The sequence below is a fragment of the Pseudomonas sp. A6 genome (assembly GCF_052367875.1).
Taxonomy (GTDB): domain Bacteria; phylum Pseudomonadota; class Gammaproteobacteria; order Pseudomonadales; family Pseudomonadaceae; genus Pseudomonas; species Pseudomonas citronellolis.
Window position 1 is genome coordinate 2,018,508 of sequence record NZ_CP198970.1, and the last position, 21,816, is coordinate 2,040,323.

Here is a 21,816-nt window from a genome sequence, read left to right on the forward strand (position 1 = left end):
TTGGAGACAGCACTTATGAAAATCGGATTCCTCGGTCTTGGCGGCATGGGCGCCGGCATGGCCGCGAACCTCATCCGCGGCGGTCACCAGGTGCACCTGTGGAACCGCTCGCCGGCGGCGCTGGAGCCATTGCTGGCCCTGGGCGGCCTGGCGGCGGCCGACCCGGTCGCGGCCTTCGATGCCGACGTGGTGATTTCCATGCTCGCCGACGACACCGCGACCCGTGCGGTGCTCCTCGACAGCGGCGCCCTGGACTCGGCGCGGCCGGGGCTGATCCACCTGAGCATGGCCACGCTGTCGGTGGCCCTGGTGGGCGAGCTGGCCGAGCGCCATCGCCAGCGCGACGTCGCCTTCATCGCCGCGCCGGTGTTCGGCCGCACCGACGTGGCCGAGGCCGGCAAGCTCAACATCCTCGCCGCCGGGCCCACCGAGGCCATCGCCGAAGTGCAGCCGCTGCTCGACCTGATGGGGCAGAAGACCTGGCCGCTGGGCGACGCTCCCCTGAGCGCGGCGGCGGTGAAGATCGCCGGCAACTTCATGATCGCCAGCGCCATCGAGGCCATGGGCGAGGCTTCGGCCCTGGCCAAGGGCTTCGGCGTGGAGTCCGCGCAGTTGCTGGACATCATGGGCAGCACTCTGTTCAACGCACCGGTGTACCGCAACTACGGCGCGCTGATCGCCGAGCAGCGCTATGAGCCGGCGGCGTTCCGCCTGGTGCTCGGCCTGAAGGACGTGGGCCTGGCCCTGGCGGCGGGGCAGAGCTGCCACGTGCCGCTGCCGTTCGCCAGCGTGCTGCGCGACAACCTGCTGGAAGCGGTGGCCCAGGGCGACGGCGAACGGGACTGGGCGGCGCTGGCGCAGGTGGCGATGCGCCGCTCCGGGCAGGCCTGAAGCCAGGCACTTGTAGGAGCGGACTCCGTCCGCGATGGCATGCGCGCCGGCCTTGCCGGCGGAATCGCGGATAAATCCGCTCCTACGCTCTCCCGGACAGCATGTAGGCGCGCGCCCAGCGCGTGATTCGCGGGTGGGGAAATGCCTGCCGGGAAAAATCGCAGGCAATAAAAAACCCGCCGGTTAAGGCGGGTTTTTCGGGAATTGGTCGGAGCGACTGGATTCGAACCAGCGACCTTCTCGTCCCGAACGAGACGCGCTACCAAGCTGCGCTACGCTCCGTTTGATGGCGCGCATTCTACCGAAAAACTTTTGATGCACAAGGGGTTAGCGAAAATTTTTTCAGAAATATTTTCCGCCCCCCGAAAAAGCCGACGCCCCGCGGGACTCGGAGTCCGGCGGGGCGCCCTGGTGCTGGAGGTCGGGGATCAGAGATCCTTGACGGTACGCACCTGGTCCTTGTTCACGCGTACGCGTTTGCCGTCCAGTTGTTCGAATTCATAGAAACCGGTGTCGTCGTCGTACTTGGGCGTGTCGACGGACTGGATCTCGCGGCCGTCGTTCAGGGTGATGACGCTGGGGCTGGAGCAGCCAGCGAGTGCGCCAAGGCCCAGGACGAGCAGGAAAGCTGGGAGCGCGCGATTGATCATTCGTATATCTCCTGTACGAATCGAGGTTTGTTCGGAGTTTCCGACTGGGAGAGTAGTGGCAAAGTTCCCGGGAAATTCTCGAAAGACAGTGTATCGGCTGTCTAGCTCGGGCCGTTCAGCAGTTCGGGGGAGTTCAGGTTGGCCAGGCGGGGGTCCCCCTTGGCGCAGGCCACGGGACGCGCGCCCAGGGGTAGCAGGACCTGGCGCGGGCTGCGCTCGCCGCGTTGCCAGGCGGCTTCCAGCTGTGGCGCCAGGGCCTTGGGCAGGATGCAGAACAGCGGTTCCCAGTGGTCGCCGTCGTACAGCATGTGCGGTGCCTCTGGATGTGCCGCGGCGGCTTGGCGCAGGCGTTCGATGAGCTCTTCGTCGAACAGCGGGGCGTCGCAGGGCAGCACCAGCAGCCAGGGGTGGCGGGCGGCCTGCAGGCCGGCGCGGATGCCGGCGAGTGGGCCGGGGTAGTCCGGGGTGTCGTCGTGCACCAACTGGTCGGCGTAGGCCCGGTAGATGTCGGCGTTGCGGTTGCAGGAGATGATCAGGTCGTCGCTCAGCGGGCGCACGCGTTCGCGCAGGTAGCTGATCAAGGGCCGCCCGCGCCATTCCAGCAGGCCCTTGTCGCGCCCCCCCATGCGCTGGCCGCGCCCCCCGGCGAGCAGCAGGACGGAACAGGGCGGCAGGGTGGCGTCAGGCATGGCGAGGTCTCCGGAACGGGCCTGTGATATAACACCGGCATCCCCGTCTCTCAAGCAAGGACACCGTCCATGAGCCATTTGGCCACGCCCGAATTCGTGCCGCTGAACATCGCCGTGCTCACCGTCAGCGACACCCGCACGCTGGAGACCGACACCTCCGGCCAGCTGTTCGTCGACCGCCTCACCGCCGCCGGGCACAACCTGGCCGCGCGGGTGCTGCTGAAGGACGATCTCTACCGCATCCGCGCCCAGGTCGCCGCCTGGATCGCCGAGGAGCAGGTGCAGGTGGTGCTGGTCACCGGCGGCACCGGCTTCACCGGCCGCGACAGCACCCCGGAGGCGGTCACCTGCCTGCTGGACAAGCTGGTGGACGGCTTCGGCGAGCTGTTCCGGCAGATCTCGGTGGCCGACATCGGCACCTCCACCGTACAGTCCCGCGCCCTGGCCGGGCTGGCCAACGGCACCCTGGTGTGCTGCCTGCCGGGTTCCACCAACGCCTGCCGCACCGCCTGGGATGGCATCCTCGCCGAGCAACTGGACGCCCGCCACCGCCCGTGCAACTTCGTGCCGCACCTGAAGCAGGCCGCGCCCTGCGAGAGCCGCGGATGAGCTGCTGCGACAAGCCCGGCCTGCTGCTGGTCGAGGAAGCCCTGGCGCGGCTGATGGCGCTGGCGGCCCAGGCGCCGATCGCGGAAGTCGAACAGGTTTCCCTGGGCGAGGCCGAGGGCCGCGTGCTGGCCGAGCCGCTGTTGGCCGGCCTGGACCTGCCGCCCTGGGACAACAGTGCCATGGACGGCTACGCGCTGCGCCTGGCCGACTGGCAGGGCGAGCCGCTGCTGGTGAGCCAGAAGATTTTTGCCGGCATCGCCCCCGAGCCGCTGCAACCCGGCACCTGCGCACGCATCTTCACCGGCGCGCCGGTGCCCCATGGCGCGGATTGCGTGGAGATGCAGGAAAACGTCGAGGTGCTGGAGGACGGCCGCGTGCGCTTCCGCGAAGCGCTGCGCTTCGGCCAGCACATCCGCCCGCAGGGCCAGGAGACCCGCCAGGGTGACCAGGTGCTGCCCGCCGGCACGCGCCTGGGCGCCATCGAGCTTGGCCTGGCCGCCTCGCTCGGCCAGGCCGTGCTGAACGTGCGGCGCAAGCCGCGGGTGGCGCTGCTGTCCACCGGCGACGAGTTGGTGGAGCCGGGCCAGCCGCTGCGCACCGGGCAGATCTACAACAGCAACCGCGCCGTGCTGAAGGCCTGGCTGCTGCGTTCCGGCTGCGAGGTGCGAGATGCCGGCATCCTCCCCGACGACCTGGCGAAGACCCGCGAAGTGCTCGGCTCGCAGGGCGGCACCGACCTGATCCTGACCACCGGCGGCGTTTCCGTGGGTGAGGCCGACTTCCTCGGCGCGGCCCTGCGCGAGGCCGGCGAGCTGGCGCTGTGGAAGCTGGCGATCAAGCCGGGCAAGCCGCTGACCGTGGGCCACTACCAGGGGACGCCGGTGATCGGTCTGCCGGGCAACCCGGCCTCCACCCTGGTCACCTTCGCCCTGCTGGCGCGCCCCTACCTGCTGCGCCGCCTGGGCGTCGAGGCGGTGACGCCGCTGCGCTTCGAGGTGCCCGCCGGCTTCGCCTGGAAGCACGCCGGCAACCGCCGCGAATACCTGCGCGCGCGCCTGGAGAACGGCCGTGCGCTGATCTACCCGAACCAGAGCTCCGGCGTGCTGCGCAGCGCCGCCTGGGCCGATGGCCTGGTGGAAGTGCGCGAGGGGCGGACACTGGAAGAGGGCGAGATGGTGCCCTTCATTCCCCTGAGCGAAGTGCTGTTGTAGGTGCAACTGTCTTGCCGGCTGCGCCGGGGTGCTCTTCGTAGGAGCGAGCTTGCTCGCGAATGAGCCCAGCAGCGGAGTCTGTTCGCGAGCAAGCTCGCTCCTACGAAAAGCCGTGCTCGCCGGTAATGTAGGAGCGGACCTTGTCCGCGATAGCCGAGGATATCGGCGCGACTCGCGGATGAGATCCACTCCTCCCGCACCATTCCATGTAGGAGCGCGCCCTGCGCGCGAATCGCGGGCAGGGCCCGCTCCTACACCTCCGGCAAACACAAGGCCCCGTAGGATGGGTTGAGCGAAGCAATACCCATCACCGCCACCGCATGGGTTTCGCAAGCTCAACCCATCCTACGAAGAGCACTCCGGCGCGGCCGGCAAGACAGTTGCTCCTACAGGGGACACCCGGCACCTGCCCGCGAATCTACTCACCCCGCCGCCGGCCGATGGCGCTGGCGGTATTCCCCCGGCGTCTCCCCGGTCCAGCCCTTGAAGCTGCGGTGGAAGGAGCGCGACTCGGTGAAGCCCAGGTACTGGGCGATGTCCTGGATCTGCAGGTCGCTGTGCAGCAGGTAGTGCTCGGCCAGTTCCTGGCGCAGCGTGTCGAGGATCTGCTGGTAGCTGGTGCCGGCCTGCTGCAGGTGGCGTTGCAGGGTACGCACGGTCATGTCGAAGCGCTCGGCGACGCGTTCCTTGCGCGGCAGGCCGTCCTTCATCAGCAGGCGCAGGGCGTTCTTCACCCGTAGCGGCAGCGGTTCGTCGTCGTCCAGCTCGGCCATCATGGCCAGGGCGTGTTCTTCCAGGGTGCGCAGCAGGTTGGCGTCGGCCTGGCGCAGCGGGAAGGCCAGCAGGGGCAGCGGCACCAGCAGGGCGCTGCAGGGTTTCTCGAAGCGCACCGGGCAGCCGAACAGCCGCTCGTACTCGGCCAGCTCGGTGCCGGCCGGTTGCGCGTGCTCGAACCAGACTTCCTCGGGCGAGCCTTCGAAATCGGCGATCCAGCGCGCGTAGAGCAGCCACGAGGCCAGCACGTTCTCCACCATGTGGCGGCGGATTTCGGCGGCCTGGTGGCGGCAGTTCCAGACCAGGCGCACGTGGCCGTCGCCCGGCTCGACGCGGCTCACGCCCATGTCCCCCACCAGCTTCTCGTAGGGAATGATGCGGTTCATCGCCTCGCCCAGGGTGGCGCAGTTCATGGTGATGTAGCCGAGCACGCTCCAGGAGCCCGGCTGCACGAAGCGCGCGGCGTGCAGGCCGAACAGCGGGTCGTCGGCGTGTTCGCAGAAATACCCCAGCAGGCGTTCGTGGGCTTCACTGGGCAGGCGCTGGCTGTTGTCGGCCAGCTGTGCGCGGGTGAGGTCGGCGGCCCGCAGGGCGGCGTCGACGTCCAGGCCGAGGTGCTCGGCCTGGCGCAGGTACTTGAGCAGGGCGGGTACGGAGGTATAGCCGAGGGCGTGCATGGTGCGCTCTTGTTCTGGTGGCTCTATTGGCGACTGGCGCTGGCCCGATCCGACAGTGACAGGCCCGGGCGGCCGACTAGTATAGGCAGCCATTGCGAGCGACCGGAACAGGAGCACGGCAGGCATGCGACGCTGGAATGGCTGGGGTGAGGAAAGCACTTCGATGGAACTGCCCGGCTCGGGCCGGACCTTTCTCGCCGAGCAGATCGGCCCCGGCCTCGCGCTGCCCGACGCCAGCCTCGACGCCGTGCTGGCCAAGGTGCCGGCCTCGCGCCTGGCCGAGCACCCGCTGCTGCTTCGCGAGCCCATGGACCGCCTGCTGCACGCCCGCGGCCAGAGCCTGCCGGACTGGCTGGCCATGCGCGAGGGCGAGTTCGGCCGCTTCCCCGACGGCGTGGCCTACCCGCAGAGCGCCGAGCAGATCCGCGAACTGCTGCGCTATGCCGAACGCACCGATTGCCTGCTGATCCCCTACGGCGGTGGCACCTCGGTGGCCGGGCACATCAACCCGCCGGCCTCCGACAAGCCGGTGCTGACCGTTTCCCTGGCGCACATGAACCGCCTGCTGGAGCTGGACGAGGAGAGCCTGGTGGCCACCTTCGGCCCCGGCGCCAACGGCCCGCAGGTGGAAAGCCAGCTGCGCGCCCGCGGCTACACCCTCGGCCACTTCCCGCAGTCCTGGGAGCTGTCTACCCTCGGCGGCTGGGTGGCCAGCCGCTCCAGCGGCCAGCAATCGCTGCGCTACGGGCGCATCGAGCAACTGTTCGCCGGCGGCACCCTGGAGACCTTCGCCGGGCCGCTGGAAATCCCCACCTTCCCGGCATCCTCCGCCGGCCCCGACCTGCGCGAGCTGGTGCTGGGCTCGGAGGGCCGCTTCGGCGTCATCTCCTCGGTCAAGGTGCGCGTCTCGCGACTGGCCGAGCAGGAGCGCTTCTACGTGGTCTTCCTGCCGTCCTGGGAACAGGGCCTGGCGGCCATCCGCAGCCTGGCCCAGGCGCGGGTGCAACTGTCCATGCTGCGCCTGTCCAACGCGGTGGAAACCCGCACCCAGCTGACCCTGGCCGGCCATCCCGGGCAGATCGCCTGGCTGGAGCGCTACCTGAAGTGGCGCGGGGCGGGCGAGGGCAAGTGCATGCTGACCTTCGGCGTCACCGGCAGCCGCGCGCAGAACGTCGCCTCGCTGAAGCTCGCGCGGCGCCAGCTGAAGGGCTTCGGCGGGGTGTTCACCGGCACCCTGCTGGGGCGCAAGTGGGAAGCCAGCCGCTTCCGCTCGCCCTACCTGCGCGAGACGCTCTGGCAGGCCGGCTACGTGGTGGACACCCTGGAGACCGCCACCGACTGGAGCAACGTCGACAACCTGATGCAGCGCATCGAGGCCAGCCTGCACGACGGCCTGGCGGCGGAGGGCGAGCGGGTGCACGTGTTCAGCCACCTGTCCCACGTCTATGGCGAAGGCTCCAGCATCTACACCACCTACGTGTTCCGCCCGGCGTCCAGCTATGCCGCCACCCATGAGCGCTGGCGCCGGCTCAAGCAGGCCGCCAGCCGGACGATCGTCGAGAACCGCGGCACCATCAGCCACCAGCACGGCGTGGGCCGCGACCACGCGCCCTACCTGGCGCTGGAGAAGGGCGAACTGGGCATGGCCACCCTGCGCGCCCTGGCCGGCCATTTCGACCCCGCGGGCCGGCTCAACCCCGGCACCCTGCTGCAGGACTGACGCCATGTGGAACGCCGCCTGGCGTCGGCAGGCGCTGGCAGAACTGGCCGGGCGCGACTGGGACCTGATCGTGGTCGGCGGCGGCATCACCGGCGCCGGCATCCTCCGCGAGGCCGCCCGGCGCGGCTGGCGCTGCCTGCTGCTGGAACAGCGCGACTTCGCCTGGGGCACTTCCAGCCGTTCCTCGAAGATGGTCCACGGCGGCCTGCGCTACATCGCCAAGGGCCAGTTCGGCCTGACCCGCGACTCGGTGCGCGAGCGCCAGCGTCTGCTCGGCGAGGCGGCGGGGCTGGTGGAACCGTTGAGCTTCATCATGCCGCACTACCGCGGCGGCTTCCCCGGGCCGAAGGTGTTCGGCGGCCTGCTGGCCGTGTACGACGCCCTGGCCGGCAAGCGCAACCACCTCTATTACCCGCTGCAGCAACTGCGCTACCTGGCGCCGGGGCTGAAGGAGGATGGCCTGCTGGGCGGCACGCGCTTCGCCGATGCGGTGGTGGACGACGCCCGCCTGGTCATGCGCGTGCTGGACGAGGCCCGTGCCGACGGCGGCGAGGCGCTCAACGGCCTGCGCGTGCTGGAACTGAGCCGGGACGGCGGCCGGGTGACCGGCCTACTGGCCGAGGACCGGGAAAGCGGCGAGCGCTTCGCCTTGCGCGCCGGCGCGGTGGCCCTGGCCACCGGCGCCTGGGCCGACGGCTTGCGCCGCAGGGAAGGCGACGAGCACATTCGCCCCTTGCGCGGCAGCCATCTGCTGCTGCCGGCCTGGCGCCTGCCGGTGGCTCACGCCTTCAGCTTCATGCACGCGGCGGACCGGCGCCCGGTGTTCGTCTTCCCCTGGGAAGGCGCCAGCGTGGTCGGCACCACCGACCTGGACCATGGCGACGGCCTGGACAGCGATGCCTGCATCAGCGAGGAGGAAGTCGACTACCTGCTGGCCGCCTGCGCGCAGCAGTTCCCCGCCGCGTGCATCGGCCGGGCCGACATCCGTTCGACCTGGGCCGGCGTGCGTCCGGTGGTCAGCAGCGGCGCGGCGCAGAAGAAACCCTCGGACGAAAAGCGCGAGCACGCCCTGTGGCAGGAGCCCGGCTGCGTGACCCTGGCCGGCGGCAAGCTGACCACCTTCCGCCTGCTGGCCCTGGAAGTGCTGCAGGCCTGCGCGCCCATGCTTGGCAAGACGCTGGAGGACAGCGGCTCAGCAATTTTTGCCGCAGTGCCCGAGGTCGACCTGCCCGGCCTGGGTCCGCAGCAGCGGCGGCGCCTGGCCGGCCGCCACGGCCGCAACCTGCCGCAACTGGCGAGGTTGCTGGCGGAAATCGGCAACGGGCGAGTGGGCGACAGCGACTGCCTGTGGGCCGAACTGGCCTGGGCCGCCGAAGGCGAGCTGGTGCTGCACCTGGACGACCTGCTGCTGCGCCGCACGCGCCTGGGCCTGCTGCTGGAGAACGGCGGCGCCGGCGAACTGCCGGCCATCCGCGCGCTGTGCCAGGCGCGACTGGGCTGGGACGACGGGCGCTGGCATGAAGAAGAGCGCGCCTACCTGGAGCTTTGGCGGCGCTGCTACAGCTTGCCGGCCCTGTCGGGTAGCTGAAAGCCATGAGCGGCAAGCCGCAAGAAGACCGAGAGCGTGCAATGGATAACGACAAGAGCTACCTGCTGGCCATCGACAACGGCACCCAGAGCGTGCGGGCGCTGCTCTTCGACCTCGCCGGCAACCTGGTGGGCAAGGGCAAGGTCGAGCTGGAGGCCTACTATTCCAGCCAGCCCGGCTGGGCCGAGCAGGACCCGGAGTACTACTGGGCCAAGCTCGGCGAGGCCTGCCAGTTGCTCTGGGCGCAGAGCGGCATCGACCGCAGGCTGATCCGCGGCGTGTCGCTGACCACCCAGCGCGGCACCGTGATTCATGTCGACGGGCAGGGCAAGCCGCTGCGCCCGGCGATCCTCTGGCTGGACCAGCGCCGCGCGGAAGTCGAGGGCCGCATCAAGGGGCCCTGGGGCTGGCTGTTCAAGCTGGCCGGCGCCGAGGGCGCGGTGGATTACTTCCGCAGCCAGGCCGAGGTCAACTGGGTGGCGCAACAACAGCCGGAGCTGCACGCGGCCACGCACAAGGTGCTGCTGCTGTCCGGCTTCCTCACCCATCGTCTGTGTGGGCGTTTCGTCGACTCCCTGGCATGCAGCGTGGCCTACCTGCCGTTCGACTACAAACGCCTGAAGTGGGCCGCCCCGCGGGACTGGAAATGGCAGGCGGTGAAGGTGCGCCAGGAGCAACTGCCCGAGCTGTTCAAGCCCGGCGCCAAGCTCGGCGCGATCAGCGCCGAGGCCAGCCGCCACACCGGCATCCCCGAAGGCCTGCCGCTGATCGCCGCCGGCGCCGACAAGGCCTGCGAGGTGCTCGGCGCCGGGGCCATCGAGCCCAGCGTGGCCTGCCTGTCCTACGGCACCACGGCGACCATCAACACCACCCGTGCGCGCTACCTGGAGACCATCCCGCTGATCCCGCCATACCCGGCGGCGATTCCCGATCACTTCAACACCGAAGTCATGATCTACCGCGGCTTCTGGATGGTCAGCTGGTTCAAGCGCGAGTTCGGCCTGCGCGAGATGCAGCGTGCCGCCGAGCTGGGCGTGGAGCCGGAGAAGCTGTTCGACGAACTGGTCGAACAGGTGCCGCCCGGCTCCATGGGCCTGATGCTGCAACCCTACTGGACGCCGGGCATCCGCGAACCCGGCCTGGAAGCCAAGGGCGCGATCATCGGTTTCGGTGACGTGCACACCCGCGCGCACATCTACCGCGCCATTCTTGAAGGCCTGGCCTATGCGCTGCGCCAGGGCAAGGAGCGCATCGAGAAGCGTTCCGGCACCCGTATCGAGCGCCTGCGCGTGGCCGGCGGCGGCTCGCAGAGCGATGCGGCCATGCAACTGACCGCCGACATCTTCGGCCTGCCGGCGGAGCGCCCGCATGTCTACGAGGCCTCCGGCCTGGGCGCGGCCATCGACTGCGCGGTGGGGCTGGGACTGTTCCCGGACTTCGCCGCCGCCATCGCCGCCATGACCCGCGTCGGTGAGGTGTTCCAGCCGCGCCCGCAGGCGCAGCGCACCTACGAGCGGCTGTACCGCGAGGTCTACCAGCGCATGTACCGGCAACTGAAGCCGCTGTACCGGAGCATCCGCGAGATCACCGGCTACCCGGCCTGAACTTCGCGCCCCGGTTCGATGGTCCATAGTGAATGGACTTCAAGGAGGGGAGAGGACCATGGCGAAACCCGAGGCGATGCTCATCCTGCACGGCAAGCAGGCGGCCAACGACGAGGTGCGCGCGGCGGTGCTGGCGCGCCGCGAAGCCGGCTGGCGGCTGGACGTGCGGGTCACCTGGGAGGAGGGCGATGCCGAGCGCCTGGTCGGCGAAGCCCTGGCGGCCGGCTACCCGACGCTGGTCGCCGGCGGCGGCGACGGCACCGCGCGGGCCGTGGCCGAGGCGCTGTACCGCGCCGACGCCGCGGCCAGCCTGGCGCTGCTGCCGCTGGGCACGGCCAACGACTTCGCCCGCGCCGCCGGCATCCCGCTGGAGCCGGCCGCGGCGCTGGGCCTGCTGGAGGAGGTGGCGCGGCCCATCGACCTGGGCGAGGTGGAGAGGCGCATCTTCCTCAACATGGCCACCGGCGGCTTCGGTTCCACGGTCACGGCCAACACCTCCGAAGACCTGAAGAAGGCCCTGGGCGGCGCGGCATAGGCAATGGCCGCCAGGCCGGCGGCGGGCACCCGCTATGCGCCCAGGCGCTGGCCGACGACGGCCTGCTCGACGTCAGCATATTGCCGGCGCCGGGCGACATGCTGTCCGCCCTGGGCAGCCTGCTCGGCAGCGGTGGCGGGCTGCAGGAGCTGTTCGTCCGCGCGCGCCTGCCGTGGCTCGAACTGGAGGCCGGCGAGGGCCTGGCGATCAATCTCGATGGCGAGCCCCTTCAGGCGCGCCGGGCGCGTTTCGAGGTGCGTCCGGCGGCGCTGCGCCTGCATCTGCCGGCGGACTCGCCGCTGCTCGGCGGCTGATCGCCGGGGCTGGCCCGGAACGGGCTTCTGAGGCATGATGGCGTTGCGCCAGTATTTCGTCGCCGGAATTCTGGCCGATACAGCGACACGCTATTCATCCCGATTTCAGGAGCCCCCATGGCCGGCATTCTCGACAGCGTCGATCAACGCACCCGACTGGTGGGGCAGAACCGCCTGGAGATCCTGGTGTTCCGCCTGGCCGGCCGGCAGCAGTTCGCGATCAACGTGTTCAAGGTCCAGGAGGTGCTGCAGCTGCCGCGCCTGACGCTGATCCCGCAGCGCCACCCGATGATCTGCGGGGTGATCAACCTGCGCGGCCAGACGCTGCCGGTGATCGACCTGTCCCACGCCATCGGCATGCGCCCGCTGCGCCCCGAGGAGCGCAGCACCATCATCGTCACCGAGTACAACCGCTCGGTGCAGGCCTTCCTGGTCGGTGGCGTGGAGCGCATCCTCAACCTCAACTGGGAGGCGGTGCAGCCGCCGCCCGGCGGGGCCGGGCGCCAGCACTACCTGACCGCCATCACCCGCATCGACGAGCGCCTGGTGGAAATCATCGACGTGGAGAAGGTGCTGGCCGAGATCGTGCCGATGAACACCCGCGTCTCCGCCGAGCGCCTGGACGACGACCTGCTGGCGCAGACCAGCGGCCGCGAGGTGCTGGTGGTGGACGACTCCAGCGTCGCCGTCAACCAACTGCGCGACACCCTCGGCCAGCTCGGCCTGAAGCTGCACGTGGCCACCGACGGCCTGCGCGCGCTGCGCCAGCTGCAGGCCTGGGCCAATGCCGGCGAGGACATGGACGAGAAGCTGCTGATGGTCTTCACCGATGCCGAGATGCCGGAGATGGACGGCTACCGCCTGACCACCGAGATCCGCAACGACCCGCGCCTGGCCGGGCTCTACGTGGTGCTGCACACCTCGCTGTCGGGCAGCTTCAACGAGGCCATGGTGCGCAAGGTGGGCTGTGACGACTTCCTCTCCAAGTTCCAGCCGGACCTGCTGGTGGACGTGATCCGCCGGCGCCTGGAGAAGCTGCCGGCCTGAGCCGCGATGGTGTGAACGCCGGCGCCTGCCGGCGCAATCGCGAATGAGATCCGCTCCTACCATACGGGCGGGCACGGCTTCTCGTAGGAGCGAGCATCCCGGCGCGGCCTGCTCACCACCTGTAGGAGCGGGCCCTGCCCGCGATTCGCGCGCAGGGCGCGCTCCTACAGGGGAATGGCGCGGGTGGGGCGGCGTAGGAGCGGATCTCATCCGCGAATCGCGCCGACAGGTCCGCGATGCGCCGATTGCTAGGCGCCGGCCCGCCCCGTATAACGGCTTCTTTGCCGCATCAAGGAAGCCGCCAGCATGATTACCCTCAGCGCCCTCTACCGTTACCCGCTCAAGTCCGGGCAGTTCGAGCCCCTGGAGCGCATCGGGCTGGACGCCCTCGGCCTGCAGGGCGACCGTCGCTGGATGGCGGTGGAGGCTTCCAGCGGGCGCTTCCTCACCCAGCGCCTGCTGCCGCAGCTGGGCCGCATCGAGGCGCGCTGGCAGGACGGTGGCAAGGCCCTGCGCCTGCGTGCGCCGGGCATGGAGGACCTGCTGGTGGCGGTGCCCGGCGTGGACGATGCGTTGCGCGGCGTGACCATCTGGCGCGACAGCCTGCAGGTGCCGGATGCCGGCGAGGCCGCGGCGGACTGGCTGAGCCGCTTCCTCGGCCGCCCGTGCCGGCTGGTGGAGATCCCCGAGCAGCGCGCGCGGCAGGTGGACACCGCCTATGCCGAGCCGGGCGAGAAGGTGCATTTCGCCGATGGCTTCCCGCTGCTGCTGATGAGCCAGGCCTCGGTGGACGACCTGGCCGCGCGCGTCGGCCATCCCCTGGAGATGCTGCGCTTCCGCCCCAACCTGGTGCTGGAGGGCAGCGCGCCCTATGCCGAGGACGGCTGGAAGCGCATCCGCATCGGCGAGGTCGAGTTCCGCGTGGCCAAGCCCTGCGGCCGCTGCATCCTCACCACCATCGACCCGCACACCGGCGAACGCGACCCCAACCGCGAACCCCTGGCGACGCTGCTCAAGTACCGCCAGGTGGACGGCGAGGCGCTGCTCGGGCAGAACCTGCTCCCCCTCGGCCGCGGCGAGCTGCGCGTGGGCATGCCGGTGGAAGTCCTGGAGTGATCCAGCTCCCGCGGATGGGCTTTCGCCCGCACCTGTAGATACCGTGTCACCTAGCCTCGAGCAAGGGCCAGTTCCACATTGTATGGCTGGCCCGACTTGAGGACGCCATAGGCGATCTGCAGCAGCTTGCGCATGGCGGCACAGATGATCTGTTTACCCGCTTTGCCTTTCTCCTCGAGCCGTAAACGCAGTGCCCGTATCGCCTGGTTATGGCTCATGGCACAGATGGCTGGCATGAACAGGCCTGCCCGCAAGAGGCGTGAGCCGATCTTTGAAATCCTCACCTGGCCCTTGTGTTGACCGGATTCCCTGAGCCTCGGATTGAGCCCTGCAAAAGCCACGACCGCCCGGGCACTCTCGAAGCGGCTGATTGATCCAAGTTCGGCCAGCAACAGGGCTGCAGTTTTGTCGCTGATACCCTCGATACTCGTCAGCAGATCGCGCTTGCCCCGCAAGTCAGGATCGTTGTCGATATGTTGGCGAATCGCTTCCAGCGTCTGTTCAATCTGCTGTTCCAGATGGGCCGAGACCGACAGGATCGACTCTTTCACCACGTCGCTCTTGGCGGTTTCCAGGCGGTTGATTTCCATCTGGAACAGCTCCTTGAGCTCTTCGTAGCGCCGTACCAGCGCACGGAGTTGCCGCACGCTCACCGGGTCCGGCTGCCAGAGCTGGAGATCCTCGGCATGCCGAGCGCCGTAGAGGGCGATCAACTTGGCGTCGACCTTGTCGGTCTTGACCCGTTGCAACTGGCTTTGCGCATAGCTGGCGATACGTGCCGGATTCATCACGCAGACACGATATCCCCGGGCCAACAGATAATCGCCCAGAGCTTCGTGATAGATGTTGGTGGCTTCCATCACCACCCACGCCCCTGGCTCGGCATGTTTTTGCAGCCACTGGTCAAAGACGCTGAAGCCCGACTGATCGTTGCTCAGATTGCCTTTGGTGCGGTATTTGCCATTGCTCTGCAGAACCGCAATGTCGAAAGTTTTCTTGGCGATATCCACGCCAACTACGATGGCCATAACTCCTGCTACCTCTTACAGCTTTACATCATCAGCACTCCACTCCATCCAACCTTGCCTATACGAGCTACCACCGGGGTGGGGCTCCAGATACCGTTCGGACTCACGAGTGGATTGGGAAGGCAGGAGACTATCTACAGTGCAGGCTCGTAGCCTAGGAGCGGACACGTCTTCCTGGTCTTCCTTCCGGTGATCAGCCGGAGACTACCCGCCGTTATGGCGGGTCGTCGACATACAAGGAGCGGGCCCTGCCCGCGATTTCGCGCGCAGGGCGCGCTCCTACAGGGGGAATGGCGTTGGGAATAACGGTCTTGCCGACTGCGCCGAGATGCTCTTCGTAGGAGCGAGCCGTGCCCGCCCGTATGGTAGGAGCGGATTTCATCCGCGAATCGCGCCGATACCCCCGGCTATCGCGGACATGGTCCGCTCCTGCATTCTCCGGCAAACACCGCCGTAGGATGGGTCGAGCGAAGCGATACCCATCGCCACGATTCTGAAAGGCGCTCCGGCCCGCGCTCGCAGTGCGCGGATGCGAAGGTCAGGCGGCGGATAACCGCGAACGGTTATCCGCCCTACGCCAAGGGGCGGTCAGAGCTCGTCGAAGAAGCGCTCGTGCCAGTCCACCAGCGGCTGCGGCACGCCGATCTTCTGGCCGTAGATGACCGCGTAGGACAGCACGTTCTGCACGTACTGGCGGGTTTCGTCGAAGGGGATGCTCTCCACCCAGACGTCGAAGGACAGGTGGCGGGCGTCCTTCAGCCACTGGCGCACGCGGCCGGGGCCGGCGTTGTAGGCGGCGGTGGCGAGCACGCGGTTGCCGTTGAACTGGCCCTGCACCTGGCTGAGGTAGGCGGCGCCGAGGCGGATGTTGAGGTCCGGCACTATCAACTGCTGCGGCCCGGCCAGGGGAATGCCGAACTTCTTCGAGGTTTCCTTGGCGGTGGCCGGCATCAGCTGCATCAGGCCGGTGGCGCCGACGCCGGAGCGCGCATCGGACATGAAGGCGCTTTCCTGGCGGGTGATGGCGAACACCCAGCTGGGGTGCAGGTCGCGGTTGCGCGCTTCGCGCAGCAGGCTGTCGCGGTGCGCCACCGGGAAGCGGATGTCGAGGTCGTCCCAGTACTGCGCCTGGCTGATGGCGCGGATGGCCGGGAAGTACCACTGCATGTCGTAGGCCATGCGGGCCTGGGCCAGCAGTTCGTCGCGGTTGAACACCCGCGCGGCGTAGTACCACTCGCGGCGGGCGCTGATCACGTCGCCGCGGGCGTAGAACTCCAGGGCGCGGCGGGTGCTGGCGGCGTTGCGCACGCGCTGCATCACCTGCGGGCTGATGCTCACCGGGCGGTTGTTCAGCTGGTAGGGCGCGTTGATCCGGTCGGCGGCGAGGAAGCCGTAGAAGTCGCGCTCGCGCGCCAGCGGCTGGTACAGCGCCATGGCCTGCGGGTTCTGCGGCTGGGCCAGCTGCAGGGTGCGTGCCTGCCAGTAGCGCCAGCGGTTGGTCTCGGCGAGGTCCTTGGGCAACTGGCGCGTCAACTGGTAGGCGTCTTCCCAGCGGCCCAGGCGCATCAGCAGGCGCAGGCGCCATTCGCTGACGGTGTTGTCGCGCAGCTCGGGGTCGTAGCGGGTCATCAGCGGCAGGGCGCGCGGGTCATAGCGGCGCGCCAGGCCCAGGCCGATCTGCCGGGCGATGTTGACCTTCTCCTCGCCGGTGAACGGCAGGCTGCTCTCGTAGCCGTCGAGCAGGCCCAGGGCGCGCTCCGGGTCCTGCTTGGCCAGGCGCCGCAGGCCCAGGCCGACCACGTCGGCCATGGCGTGGGTGCGCAGGCTGAAGCGTTCGGTCTGGCTCAGTTGGGCGGGGTTCTGCGCCACCTTGACCATCAGCTCGCCGAGGCTGCCGAGGGTTGGCAGGCGCCTGGCGAGGGTGGTGGCCAGGCCGTAGTTGCCTTTCTCGGCCGCCAGCTTCAGGCGCTTCCAGACCATGTCCTCGGTGAGCTGGCCGTCGGCCTGCCAGAGGTCGAACAGGGTGTCGCAGGCGTCGGGCTGCGACTTGCCCACCAGCCACAGCTTCTGCGCGGTCTCGTAGCCGGCGGCCTTCTGCCCGTGGGTGAGCTGGTACTGGCCGTACAGGCAGTCCAGCTCGGTGAAGTTCATCTTCGGGTCGTAGTAGTTGAGGAAGGTCTTCCAGTCCTGGCGGTCGGCCAGCTGGCGCAGCCAGCGCAGTTTCAGCCAGTTGATCTGCGGCAGGTCGCCGTGCTCGGTGAGGAAGCCCTCGATCTCGGCGTCGCTGGCGCTTTTCAGACGGTTGGTCAGGTCGTCGTAGCCCAGGTAGGGTTCCAGCGGATAATCCGCCAGGGCCTGGCGGTAGCGCAGGTAGGGGCCGTTGTCGTTGCGCGCCAGGGCAGCCTTGGCCTCGTCGTACATCTGCCGCTGTTGCTGCAGCGGGGCAGCGTGCGCCGGCGCGGCGCTGGTCAGGGTGAGGATCAGGCAGGAGAACAATAGTGAAAGGCGACCGCGCATGACTCTTCCGCAAAGTGATTCGTGGCGCAGTCTGGCCGGCGCCGATAGGCACAAGCTTAGCCTGTTGCGCCGCGGCGGCGGAAGCGTTGTGGGGCTACCGTCGGGCACAAAAGATGACAGCCGCAGCGCTCGTGCAAGGCTCTGACTTTTTTCGAGTTTCCCTTACACTGCGGCCCCAGTTTCCGGAGATGCCCCATGACCCTGCTGAAGTTCACCGATGTATCCCTCGCCTTTGGCACCACGCCGCTCCTGGACCAGGTGTCCTGGCAGATCGAGAAGGGCGAGCGGGTCTGCATCATCGGTCGCAACGGCACCGGCAAGTCGAGCATGCTCAAGCTGGTCAAGGGCGAGCAGATGCCCGACGACGGCGCTATCTGGCGCGCCCCGGCGCTGAAGATCGGCGAGCTGCCGCAGGAGCTGCCGGTGGCCGACGAGCGCACGGTCTACGACGTGGTCGCCGAGGGCCTGGCCGAGGTCGGCGAGCTGCTCAGCCGCTACCACCACCTGAGCCTGCACATCCAGGGCGAGGACGACCTGACCCAGCTGGCGCGCGTCCAGCAGGCCCTGGAGGCCCGCGACGGCTGGCGCCTGCAGCAACTGGTGGAAACCACCCTCACGCGCCTGCAACTGCCGGCCGACAAGACCCTCTCCGAGCTTTCCGGTGGCTGGCGCCGCCGCGTGCTGCTGGCCCAGGCGCTGGTGGCCGAGCCGGACCTGCTGCTGCTGGACGAGCCGACCAACCACCTGGACATCGGCGCCATCGCCTGGCTGGAAGAGGCGCTGTCCGGCTTCCCCGGCGCGGTGCTGTTCATCACCCACGACCGCGCCTTCCTGCAGGCCGTGGCCAACCGCATCCTCGAACTGGACCGCGGCCACCTGATCGACTGGAAGGGCGACTACGCCAGCTTCCTGGTGCACAAGGAGCAGCAACTGGCGGCGGAAGAGGCGGCCAACGCGCTGTTCGACAAGCGCCTGGCCCAGGAGGAAGTGTGGATCCGCCAGGGCATCAAGGCCCGGCGCACCCGCAACGAGGGCCGCGTGCGCGCGCTCAAGGCCATGCGCAACGAGCGCGCCGAGCGCCGCGAGCGCACCGGCAAGGCCAGCTTCCAGATGGAGACGGCGGAGAAGTCCGGCAAGCAGGTGATAGTCGCCGAGAAGGTCGGTTTCGCCCATCCCGGCGGCGAGCCGCTGATCCGCGATTTCTCCATGGTGCTGCAGCGCGGTGACCGCATCGGCCTGCTCGGCGCCAACGGCACCGGCAAGACCACCCTGCTCAAGCTGCTGCTGGGCGACCTGCAGCCGACTTCCGGCAGCATCAAGGAAGGCACGCGCCTGGAAGTGGCCTATTTCGACCAGTTGCGTCACCAGCTGGAGCCGGAAAAGACTGTCATCGACAACATCGCCGAAGGCCGCGAATTCATCACCATCAACGGCCAGAACCGCCACGTGCTGAGCTACCTGGGCGACTTCCTGTTCTCCCCGCAGCGCGCCCGCACGCCGGTCAAGGCGCTGTCCGGCGGCGAACGGGCACGGCTGTTGCTGGCCAAGCTGTTCAGCAAGCCGGCCAACCTGCTGGTGCTGGACGAACCGACCAACGACCTGGACGTGGAAACCCTGGAGCTGCTGGAAGAGGTGCTGCTGAGTTTCGACGGCACCGTGCTGATGGTCAGCCACGACCGCGCCTTCCTCGACAACGTGGTGACCAGCACCCTGGTGTTCGAAGGCGAGGGCCGCGTGCGCGAGTTCGTCGGCGGCTACCAGGACTGGCTGCGCCAGGGCGGTTCGCCGCGCCTGCTGGGCGTGGGCGAGGAGAAGGCAGCGAAATCCGAGCCCGCCCCGCAGGCAACTGCGGCACCGGCCGCGGCGCCGGAGGCGGCGAAGAAGAAGCTCAGCTACAAGCTGCAGCGCGAACTGGAGGCCATCCCCGGGCAGATCGACGCCCTGGAGGCCGAACTGGCCGGCGTGCAGGAAGAAATCTCGGCGCCCAGCTTCTACCAGCGCCCGGCGGAGGAGACCCGCGTGGTGCTGGAGCGCCTGGACAGCCTGCAGGCCGAGCTGGACCGGCTGATCGAGCGCTGGGCCGAACTGGAAGAATGACCTGCCCCGTCGGGAAGGTGCCCGGGGGCTGCCGCTGTGGCGGCGATCGGCGAGTTGGGGAAGGGCATGGCGATCGAGTACCGCATCAATCTGGATGACGAACAGGGCTTCAGCTACCGCATCGAGCTGGAACGCCGCTTCGATGGCGAGCAGGCCACCGGGGCGCCGGCGTGGACGCGCCTGGAGCACAACCAGTGCAGCAACTGCCCGCTGTCCCGCGAGCAGCACAGGTATTGCCCGGCGGCGGTGGACCTGCACCGGGTGATCGAGGATTTCCGCGGCCTGCCGGCGCTGAAGAAGGTGGATGTGCTGGTGCGCACCCCCGAGCGCGAGTACCACAAGCAGGTCGGCCTGGAGGAGGGCCTGCGGGCGCTGCTGGGGGTGATCATGGCCACCAGCGCCTGCCCGCTGCTGGGGCGGCTCAAGCCCATGGCCCAGCAGCACCTGCCGTTCGCCAGCAACCAGGAGTTCATCACCCGCGCGGTGTCGCTGTACCTGATGCGCCAGTACTTCAACTACCGCGAGGGGCGCCACGCCGACTGGGAACTGAAGGGGCTGGTGCGCCTATACCAGCAGCTGCAGCTGGTCAACCAGGCGTTCTGGCAGCGCATCCACGACAGCTGCGTGGGCGACTCCAACCTCAAGGCCTTCCTCAGCTTCTTCTCCATGTCCTCGAGCATGAGCTATTCGCTGGAGGCGCAGTTGCAGAAGGTTCGCCCGGCATTGATGAGCGGGGGAGAGGTGTTCTGAAGCCAGGCGCCCGCCGCGACGGGCGCCCGGGCTGACTCACTCGGTCTTCTGCAGGCGCACCGCCAGCACGTCGCAGGGCGCGCCGTGCAGCACGTCGTTGGCGGTGGAGCCCAGCAGCAGGGCCAGGCCGTGGCGGCCGTGGCTGCCGACGATGATCAGGTCGCAGCCCTGCTCCTTGGCCAGGCGGTGGATTTCCTGGCGCGGCTGGCCGTAGACCAGGTGGCTCTGGGCGATGGATACCTGCGGGTAGCAGAGGGTGAACTGGTGCATGCGCTCCTTGGCCTGGTCGAACTGCTGTTGCTGCAGCATCGACAGGTCCATCGGCACGTCACCGCCGAAGGCCATGGCCATGGGCTCGACCACGTGCACGGTGGACAGCTGCGCCTGGGTGCTGGAGGCCAGCGCCACGGCGCGCTTCATCACCGGATCGCATTCGTCGGTGAGGTCCACGGCGACCAGGATGTGTTGGTAGGGCATGAGCGTCTCCTCCGGGGGACAGTTATGAATGCAAGTATGGCTCTTTGGGCCGAGGTATACCCGATATGACGGTCTGGTGGTCGATTCTGCTCCTGGCGCTGGTGCTCAGCCCGCTGGCCTGGCTGATGCCTTCGCGCGGCCAGCGCGGGCAGATGGACCTGCGCCTGCAGGCGCGGCGCCTGGGGCTGGCCATGCAGATGGCGCGCCAGGAGTGGCCGCACTGGCTGGAGCGGCAACCGCCGCAGAGCTGCGCGCAGTACCACCGCGGCCGCAGCCGTGGGCGCAACGACGAGTGGCGCTACTGGCAGAGCGCACCGGGCGTGTGGCTGGACCGCTGGCGCGAGCCCTGCGCCGATGCGCAGCTGCTCGCCGACCTGGCGACGCTGCCGGGTGATGTGTACATGGTCGAGGCTTCGGCGCAGTTCATCGCCCTGTACTGGGGCGAGCGCGGCGACGCCAGCCACCTGCAGCGCATCGCCGAGTTCCTTTCCCGGCGCGCCTGAGCGCCGTGGCGCTGCCGTCATTCAGAGCTGCGCCGCGGCATAGCGGCCGGAGACCTGCTCCAGGTCGGTGATGATGCCGTCGGAGTACTTGTCGATGAGGAAGGGCACGTTGCTCTGCGCGGCGCTCTGCAGCGATTTCTCGATGAACCGCCACTTGGTGGAGATGGCCCGCAGCTCGCGGCCGATCTCCGGGCTGGTCTGCGGCGCCTGCTGCAGTTGCAGCAGGTTGATGGCGAAGCGGTTGGTCAGGTCGTCGAGGGCCTGCTGGTCCTCGCTGCGCACCGGGTTGGCGCCCACCGAGGCGTTGCGCGACACGTAGTTCCAGGTGATCGACTGCATCAGCAGGCTCTGCTCGCGGCTCTGCTGGGTGAGCGGCGGCACCTGCTGGCCGCTGTCCTTCTGGATGCCCTCGTAGAGCTGTTCGGCGGTATCCAGCAGCTGGCTGTTGCGGCTGGCCAGATCGCCCAGGGGCTGGAAGTCGTTGTAGCCGTTCTGCTTCTGCGCCTGCAGCTGCTGCTCCAGGGCCTGGCGGTAGCCGTCCCACTGTTCCTGCAGCTTGCTCCTGAGCTGCGCCGAGGCGCTGCCGGGCATCTGCCCCAGGCGTTCCAGGGCGGCGCCGGCGTCGGCCGTGGAGCTGGCCACCAGGCCCGCGTAGCGCGGGTCCCCAGCCATGGCGTTGAGCAGGAACAGGTCGCTCAGGCTGCGCTGGGCGGCCAGGCGCATCTGGTGCAGCGCCAGCAGGTCGCCGGCGGGCTCGGCGTGGGCCAGAAAGGGCAGGGCGGACAGGACGAACAGGGACAACAGGCGGGCCAGCGGTCGGCATGGCATGGGCGCGTCTCCTTGGGGCCGTGGGGCTTCTTGTTGTTCTTCGCGATGCTCGGCGACAAGCGATTCGCCGGACTCTAACCCGCGTCCGGGCATTTTGCCAACGACGTGGCTGGCCCCGGGCCAGACAGCGGCACGGGGCGCCATGGTTTTGCTGAATGTCGCGGCAGAACCTCGCTGAATGCGGCGAACCA

Annotated in this window: 18 protein-coding genes, 1 tRNA gene and 1 pseudogene; 12 read left to right on the top strand and 8 right to left on the bottom strand. The window is 68.8% G+C overall.

The window, feature by feature from the left end; genetic code table 11:
- The first annotated feature begins 15 nt into the window (after nucleotides 1-15).
- The gene (locus ACTWJ5_RS09175) at nucleotides 16-891 is read left to right on the top strand and encodes an NAD(P)-dependent oxidoreductase (RefSeq protein WP_444438242.1); all 876 of its coding nucleotides are present in this window, start codon (nucleotides 16-18) and stop codon (nucleotides 889-891) included.
- 205 nt (nucleotides 892-1,096) lie between these two features.
- Here the strand turns inward: ACTWJ5_RS09175 and ACTWJ5_RS09180 are convergent.
- The 3 genes from ACTWJ5_RS09180 to mobA form a co-directional block, all read right to left on the bottom strand.
- Nucleotides 1,097-1,173: transfer RNA gene (locus tag ACTWJ5_RS09180), tRNA-Pro, on the bottom strand.
- A gap of 146 nt (nucleotides 1,174-1,319) precedes the next feature.
- On the bottom strand, nucleotides 1,320-1,541 hold the full coding sequence (locus ACTWJ5_RS09185; protein ID WP_009621327.1) for a YgdI/YgdR family lipoprotein: 222 nt from the start codon (nucleotides 1,539-1,541) through the stop codon (nucleotides 1,320-1,322).
- Between the two features lie 101 nt (nucleotides 1,542-1,642).
- On the bottom strand, nucleotides 1,643-2,230 hold the full coding sequence (mobA, locus tag ACTWJ5_RS09190) for a molybdenum cofactor guanylyltransferase MobA (protein ID WP_074979969.1): 588 nt from the start codon (nucleotides 2,228-2,230) through the stop codon (nucleotides 1,643-1,645).
- Between the two features lie 69 nt (nucleotides 2,231-2,299).
- Between mobA and moaB the strand changes: the two genes are divergently transcribed.
- Together moaB and ACTWJ5_RS09200 are read left to right on the top strand one after the other, a co-directional pair.
- A complete protein-coding gene (moaB, locus tag ACTWJ5_RS09195; RefSeq protein ID WP_009621330.1) occupies nucleotides 2,300-2,839 on the top strand; it encodes a molybdenum cofactor biosynthesis protein B in 540 nt (179 codons plus the stop codon).
- The gene (locus ACTWJ5_RS09200; RefSeq protein WP_444438245.1) at nucleotides 2,836-4,050 is read left to right on the top strand and encodes a molybdopterin molybdotransferase MoeA; all 1,215 of its coding nucleotides are present in this window, start codon (nucleotides 2,836-2,838) and stop codon (nucleotides 4,048-4,050) included. Before moaB ends, ACTWJ5_RS09200 begins: the two co-directional genes overlap by 4 nt.
- 422 nt (nucleotides 4,051-4,472) lie before the next feature.
- Here ACTWJ5_RS09200 and gliR read toward each other — a convergent pair whose 3' ends face one another.
- Nucleotides 4,473-5,501 (bottom strand): AraC family transcriptional regulator GliR, encoded by a 1,029-nt coding sequence (gliR, locus tag ACTWJ5_RS09205; protein WP_444438247.1) that lies wholly within the window; start codon nucleotides 5,499-5,501, stop codon nucleotides 4,473-4,475.
- Between the two features lie 124 nt (nucleotides 5,502-5,625).
- On the opposite strand from gliR, the gene ACTWJ5_RS09210 reads away from it, so the two are divergent.
- From ACTWJ5_RS09210 to ACTWJ5_RS09235, 6 genes and pseudogenes are all read left to right on the top strand, one after another.
- Nucleotides 5,626-7,221, top strand: coding sequence for an FAD-binding oxidoreductase (locus ACTWJ5_RS09210; protein WP_444438249.1), 1,596 nt, complete (start codon nucleotides 5,626-5,628; stop codon nucleotides 7,219-7,221).
- A gap of 4 nt (nucleotides 7,222-7,225) precedes the next feature.
- Entirely contained in the window at nucleotides 7,226-8,809 is a 1,584-nt protein-coding gene (locus ACTWJ5_RS09215) for a glycerol-3-phosphate dehydrogenase/oxidase (RefSeq protein ID WP_256514723.1), read from the top strand.
- A gap of 41 nt (nucleotides 8,810-8,850) precedes the next feature.
- Nucleotides 8,851-10,413, top strand: coding sequence for an FGGY-family carbohydrate kinase (locus ACTWJ5_RS09220; RefSeq protein WP_444438251.1), 1,563 nt, complete (start codon nucleotides 8,851-8,853; stop codon nucleotides 10,411-10,413).
- A 58-nt stretch (nucleotides 10,414-10,471) separates the two neighbouring features.
- A pseudogene (locus tag ACTWJ5_RS09225) lies at nucleotides 10,472-11,262 on the top strand (diacylglycerol kinase family protein).
- 117 nt (nucleotides 11,263-11,379) lie between these two features.
- Nucleotides 11,380-12,309 carry a chemotaxis protein CheV gene (locus ACTWJ5_RS09230; RefSeq protein WP_074979952.1) on the top strand — a complete coding sequence of 310 codons (930 nt, stop codon included), beginning with the start codon at nucleotides 11,380-11,382 and terminating at the stop codon, nucleotides 12,307-12,309.
- A 306-nt stretch (nucleotides 12,310-12,615) separates the two neighbouring features.
- Nucleotides 12,616-13,425: an MOSC domain-containing protein gene (locus ACTWJ5_RS09235; protein WP_301500375.1), complete on the top strand. Its 810-nt coding sequence runs from the start codon at nucleotides 12,616-12,618 to the stop codon at nucleotides 13,423-13,425.
- A gap of 50 nt (nucleotides 13,426-13,475) precedes the next feature.
- Here ACTWJ5_RS09235 and ACTWJ5_RS09240 read toward each other — a convergent pair whose 3' ends face one another.
- Nucleotides 13,476-14,453, bottom strand: coding sequence for an IS110 family transposase (locus tag ACTWJ5_RS09240; protein WP_444436200.1), 978 nt, complete (start codon nucleotides 14,451-14,453; stop codon nucleotides 13,476-13,478).
- A gap of 588 nt (nucleotides 14,454-15,041) precedes the next feature.
- The gene (locus tag ACTWJ5_RS09245; RefSeq protein WP_444438254.1) at nucleotides 15,042-16,970 is read right to left on the bottom strand and encodes a transglycosylase SLT domain-containing protein; all 1,929 of its coding nucleotides are present in this window, start codon (nucleotides 16,968-16,970) and stop codon (nucleotides 15,042-15,044) included.
- Nucleotides 16,971-17,165: 195 nt separating this feature from the next.
- On the opposite strand from ACTWJ5_RS09245, the gene ACTWJ5_RS09250 reads away from it, so the two are divergent.
- Together ACTWJ5_RS09250 and ACTWJ5_RS09255 are read left to right on the top strand one after the other, a co-directional pair.
- The gene (locus ACTWJ5_RS09250; RefSeq protein ID WP_444438256.1) at nucleotides 17,166-19,067 is read left to right on the top strand and encodes an ATP-binding cassette domain-containing protein; all 1,902 of its coding nucleotides are present in this window, start codon (nucleotides 17,166-17,168) and stop codon (nucleotides 19,065-19,067) included.
- A gap of 66 nt (nucleotides 19,068-19,133) precedes the next feature.
- A complete protein-coding gene (locus tag ACTWJ5_RS09255) occupies nucleotides 19,134-19,817 on the top strand; it encodes a DUF6901 family protein (RefSeq protein ID WP_074979941.1) in 684 nt (227 codons plus the stop codon).
- A 36-nt stretch (nucleotides 19,818-19,853) separates the two neighbouring features.
- Here the strand turns inward: ACTWJ5_RS09255 and ACTWJ5_RS09260 are convergent, their stop codons facing one another.
- Nucleotides 19,854-20,294 carry a universal stress protein gene (locus tag ACTWJ5_RS09260; protein ID WP_043267328.1) on the bottom strand — a complete coding sequence of 147 codons (441 nt, stop codon included), beginning with the start codon at nucleotides 20,292-20,294 and terminating at the stop codon, nucleotides 19,854-19,856.
- A gap of 65 nt (nucleotides 20,295-20,359) precedes the next feature.
- Here ACTWJ5_RS09260 and ACTWJ5_RS09265 point away from each other — a divergent pair, with 65 nt between their 5' ends.
- A complete protein-coding gene (locus ACTWJ5_RS09265; protein ID WP_009621349.1) occupies nucleotides 20,360-20,797 on the top strand; it encodes a hypothetical protein in 438 nt (145 codons plus the stop codon).
- Between the two features lie 21 nt (nucleotides 20,798-20,818).
- Here the strand turns inward: ACTWJ5_RS09265 and ACTWJ5_RS09270 are convergent, their stop codons facing one another.
- Nucleotides 20,819-21,625 (bottom strand): hypothetical protein, encoded by an 807-nt coding sequence (locus ACTWJ5_RS09270; RefSeq protein WP_444438258.1) that lies wholly within the window; start codon nucleotides 21,623-21,625, stop codon nucleotides 20,819-20,821.
- Between the last annotated feature and the right edge of the window lie 191 nt (nucleotides 21,626-21,816).

What these genes read in the sequence shown, in the direction of transcription:
- ACTWJ5_RS09215 (WP_256514723.1), top strand. Translation starts at nt 7,226, where the DNA reads ATGTGGAACGCCGCCTGGCGTCGGCAGGCGCTGGCAGAACTGGCCGGG.
- mobA (WP_074979969.1), bottom strand. Translation starts at nt 2,230, where the DNA reads ATGCCTGACGCCACCCTGCCGCCCTGTTCCGTCCTGCTGCTCGCCGGG.
- ACTWJ5_RS09265 (WP_009621349.1), top strand. Translation starts at nt 20,360, where the DNA reads ATGACGGTCTGGTGGTCGATTCTGCTCCTGGCGCTGGTGCTCAGCCCG.
- ACTWJ5_RS09250 (WP_444438256.1), top strand. Translation starts at nt 17,166, where the DNA reads ATGACCCTGCTGAAGTTCACCGATGTATCCCTCGCCTTTGGCACCACG.
- ACTWJ5_RS09270 (WP_444438258.1), bottom strand. Translation starts at nt 21,625, where the DNA reads ATGCCATGCCGACCGCTGGCCCGCCTGTTGTCCCTGTTCGTCCTGTCC.
- ACTWJ5_RS09235 (WP_301500375.1), top strand. Translation starts at nt 12,616, where the DNA reads ATGATTACCCTCAGCGCCCTCTACCGTTACCCGCTCAAGTCCGGGCAG.
- gliR (WP_444438247.1), bottom strand. Translation starts at nt 5,501, where the DNA reads ATGCACGCCCTCGGCTATACCTCCGTACCCGCCCTGCTCAAGTACCTG.
- ACTWJ5_RS09255 (WP_074979941.1), top strand. Translation starts at nt 19,134, where the DNA reads ATGGCGATCGAGTACCGCATCAATCTGGATGACGAACAGGGCTTCAGC.
- moaB (WP_009621330.1), top strand. Translation starts at nt 2,300, where the DNA reads ATGAGCCATTTGGCCACGCCCGAATTCGTGCCGCTGAACATCGCCGTG.
- ACTWJ5_RS09220 (WP_444438251.1), top strand. Translation starts at nt 8,851, where the DNA reads ATGGATAACGACAAGAGCTACCTGCTGGCCATCGACAACGGCACCCAG.
- ACTWJ5_RS09210 (WP_444438249.1), top strand. Translation starts at nt 5,626, where the DNA reads ATGCGACGCTGGAATGGCTGGGGTGAGGAAAGCACTTCGATGGAACTG.
- ACTWJ5_RS09245 (WP_444438254.1), bottom strand. Translation starts at nt 16,970, where the DNA reads ATGCGCGGTCGCCTTTCACTATTGTTCTCCTGCCTGATCCTCACCCTG.
- ACTWJ5_RS09230 (WP_074979952.1), top strand. Translation starts at nt 11,380, where the DNA reads ATGGCCGGCATTCTCGACAGCGTCGATCAACGCACCCGACTGGTGGGG.
- ACTWJ5_RS09185 (WP_009621327.1), bottom strand. Translation starts at nt 1,541, where the DNA reads ATGATCAATCGCGCGCTCCCAGCTTTCCTGCTCGTCCTGGGCCTTGGC.
- ACTWJ5_RS09260 (WP_043267328.1), bottom strand. Translation starts at nt 20,294, where the DNA reads ATGCCCTACCAACACATCCTGGTCGCCGTGGACCTCACCGACGAATGC.
- ACTWJ5_RS09240 (WP_444436200.1), bottom strand. Translation starts at nt 14,453, where the DNA reads ATGGCCATCGTAGTTGGCGTGGATATCGCCAAGAAAACTTTCGACATT.
- ACTWJ5_RS09200 (WP_444438245.1), top strand. Translation starts at nt 2,836, where the DNA reads ATGAGCTGCTGCGACAAGCCCGGCCTGCTGCTGGTCGAGGAAGCCCTG.
- ACTWJ5_RS09175 (WP_444438242.1), top strand. Translation starts at nt 16, where the DNA reads ATGAAAATCGGATTCCTCGGTCTTGGCGGCATGGGCGCCGGCATGGCC.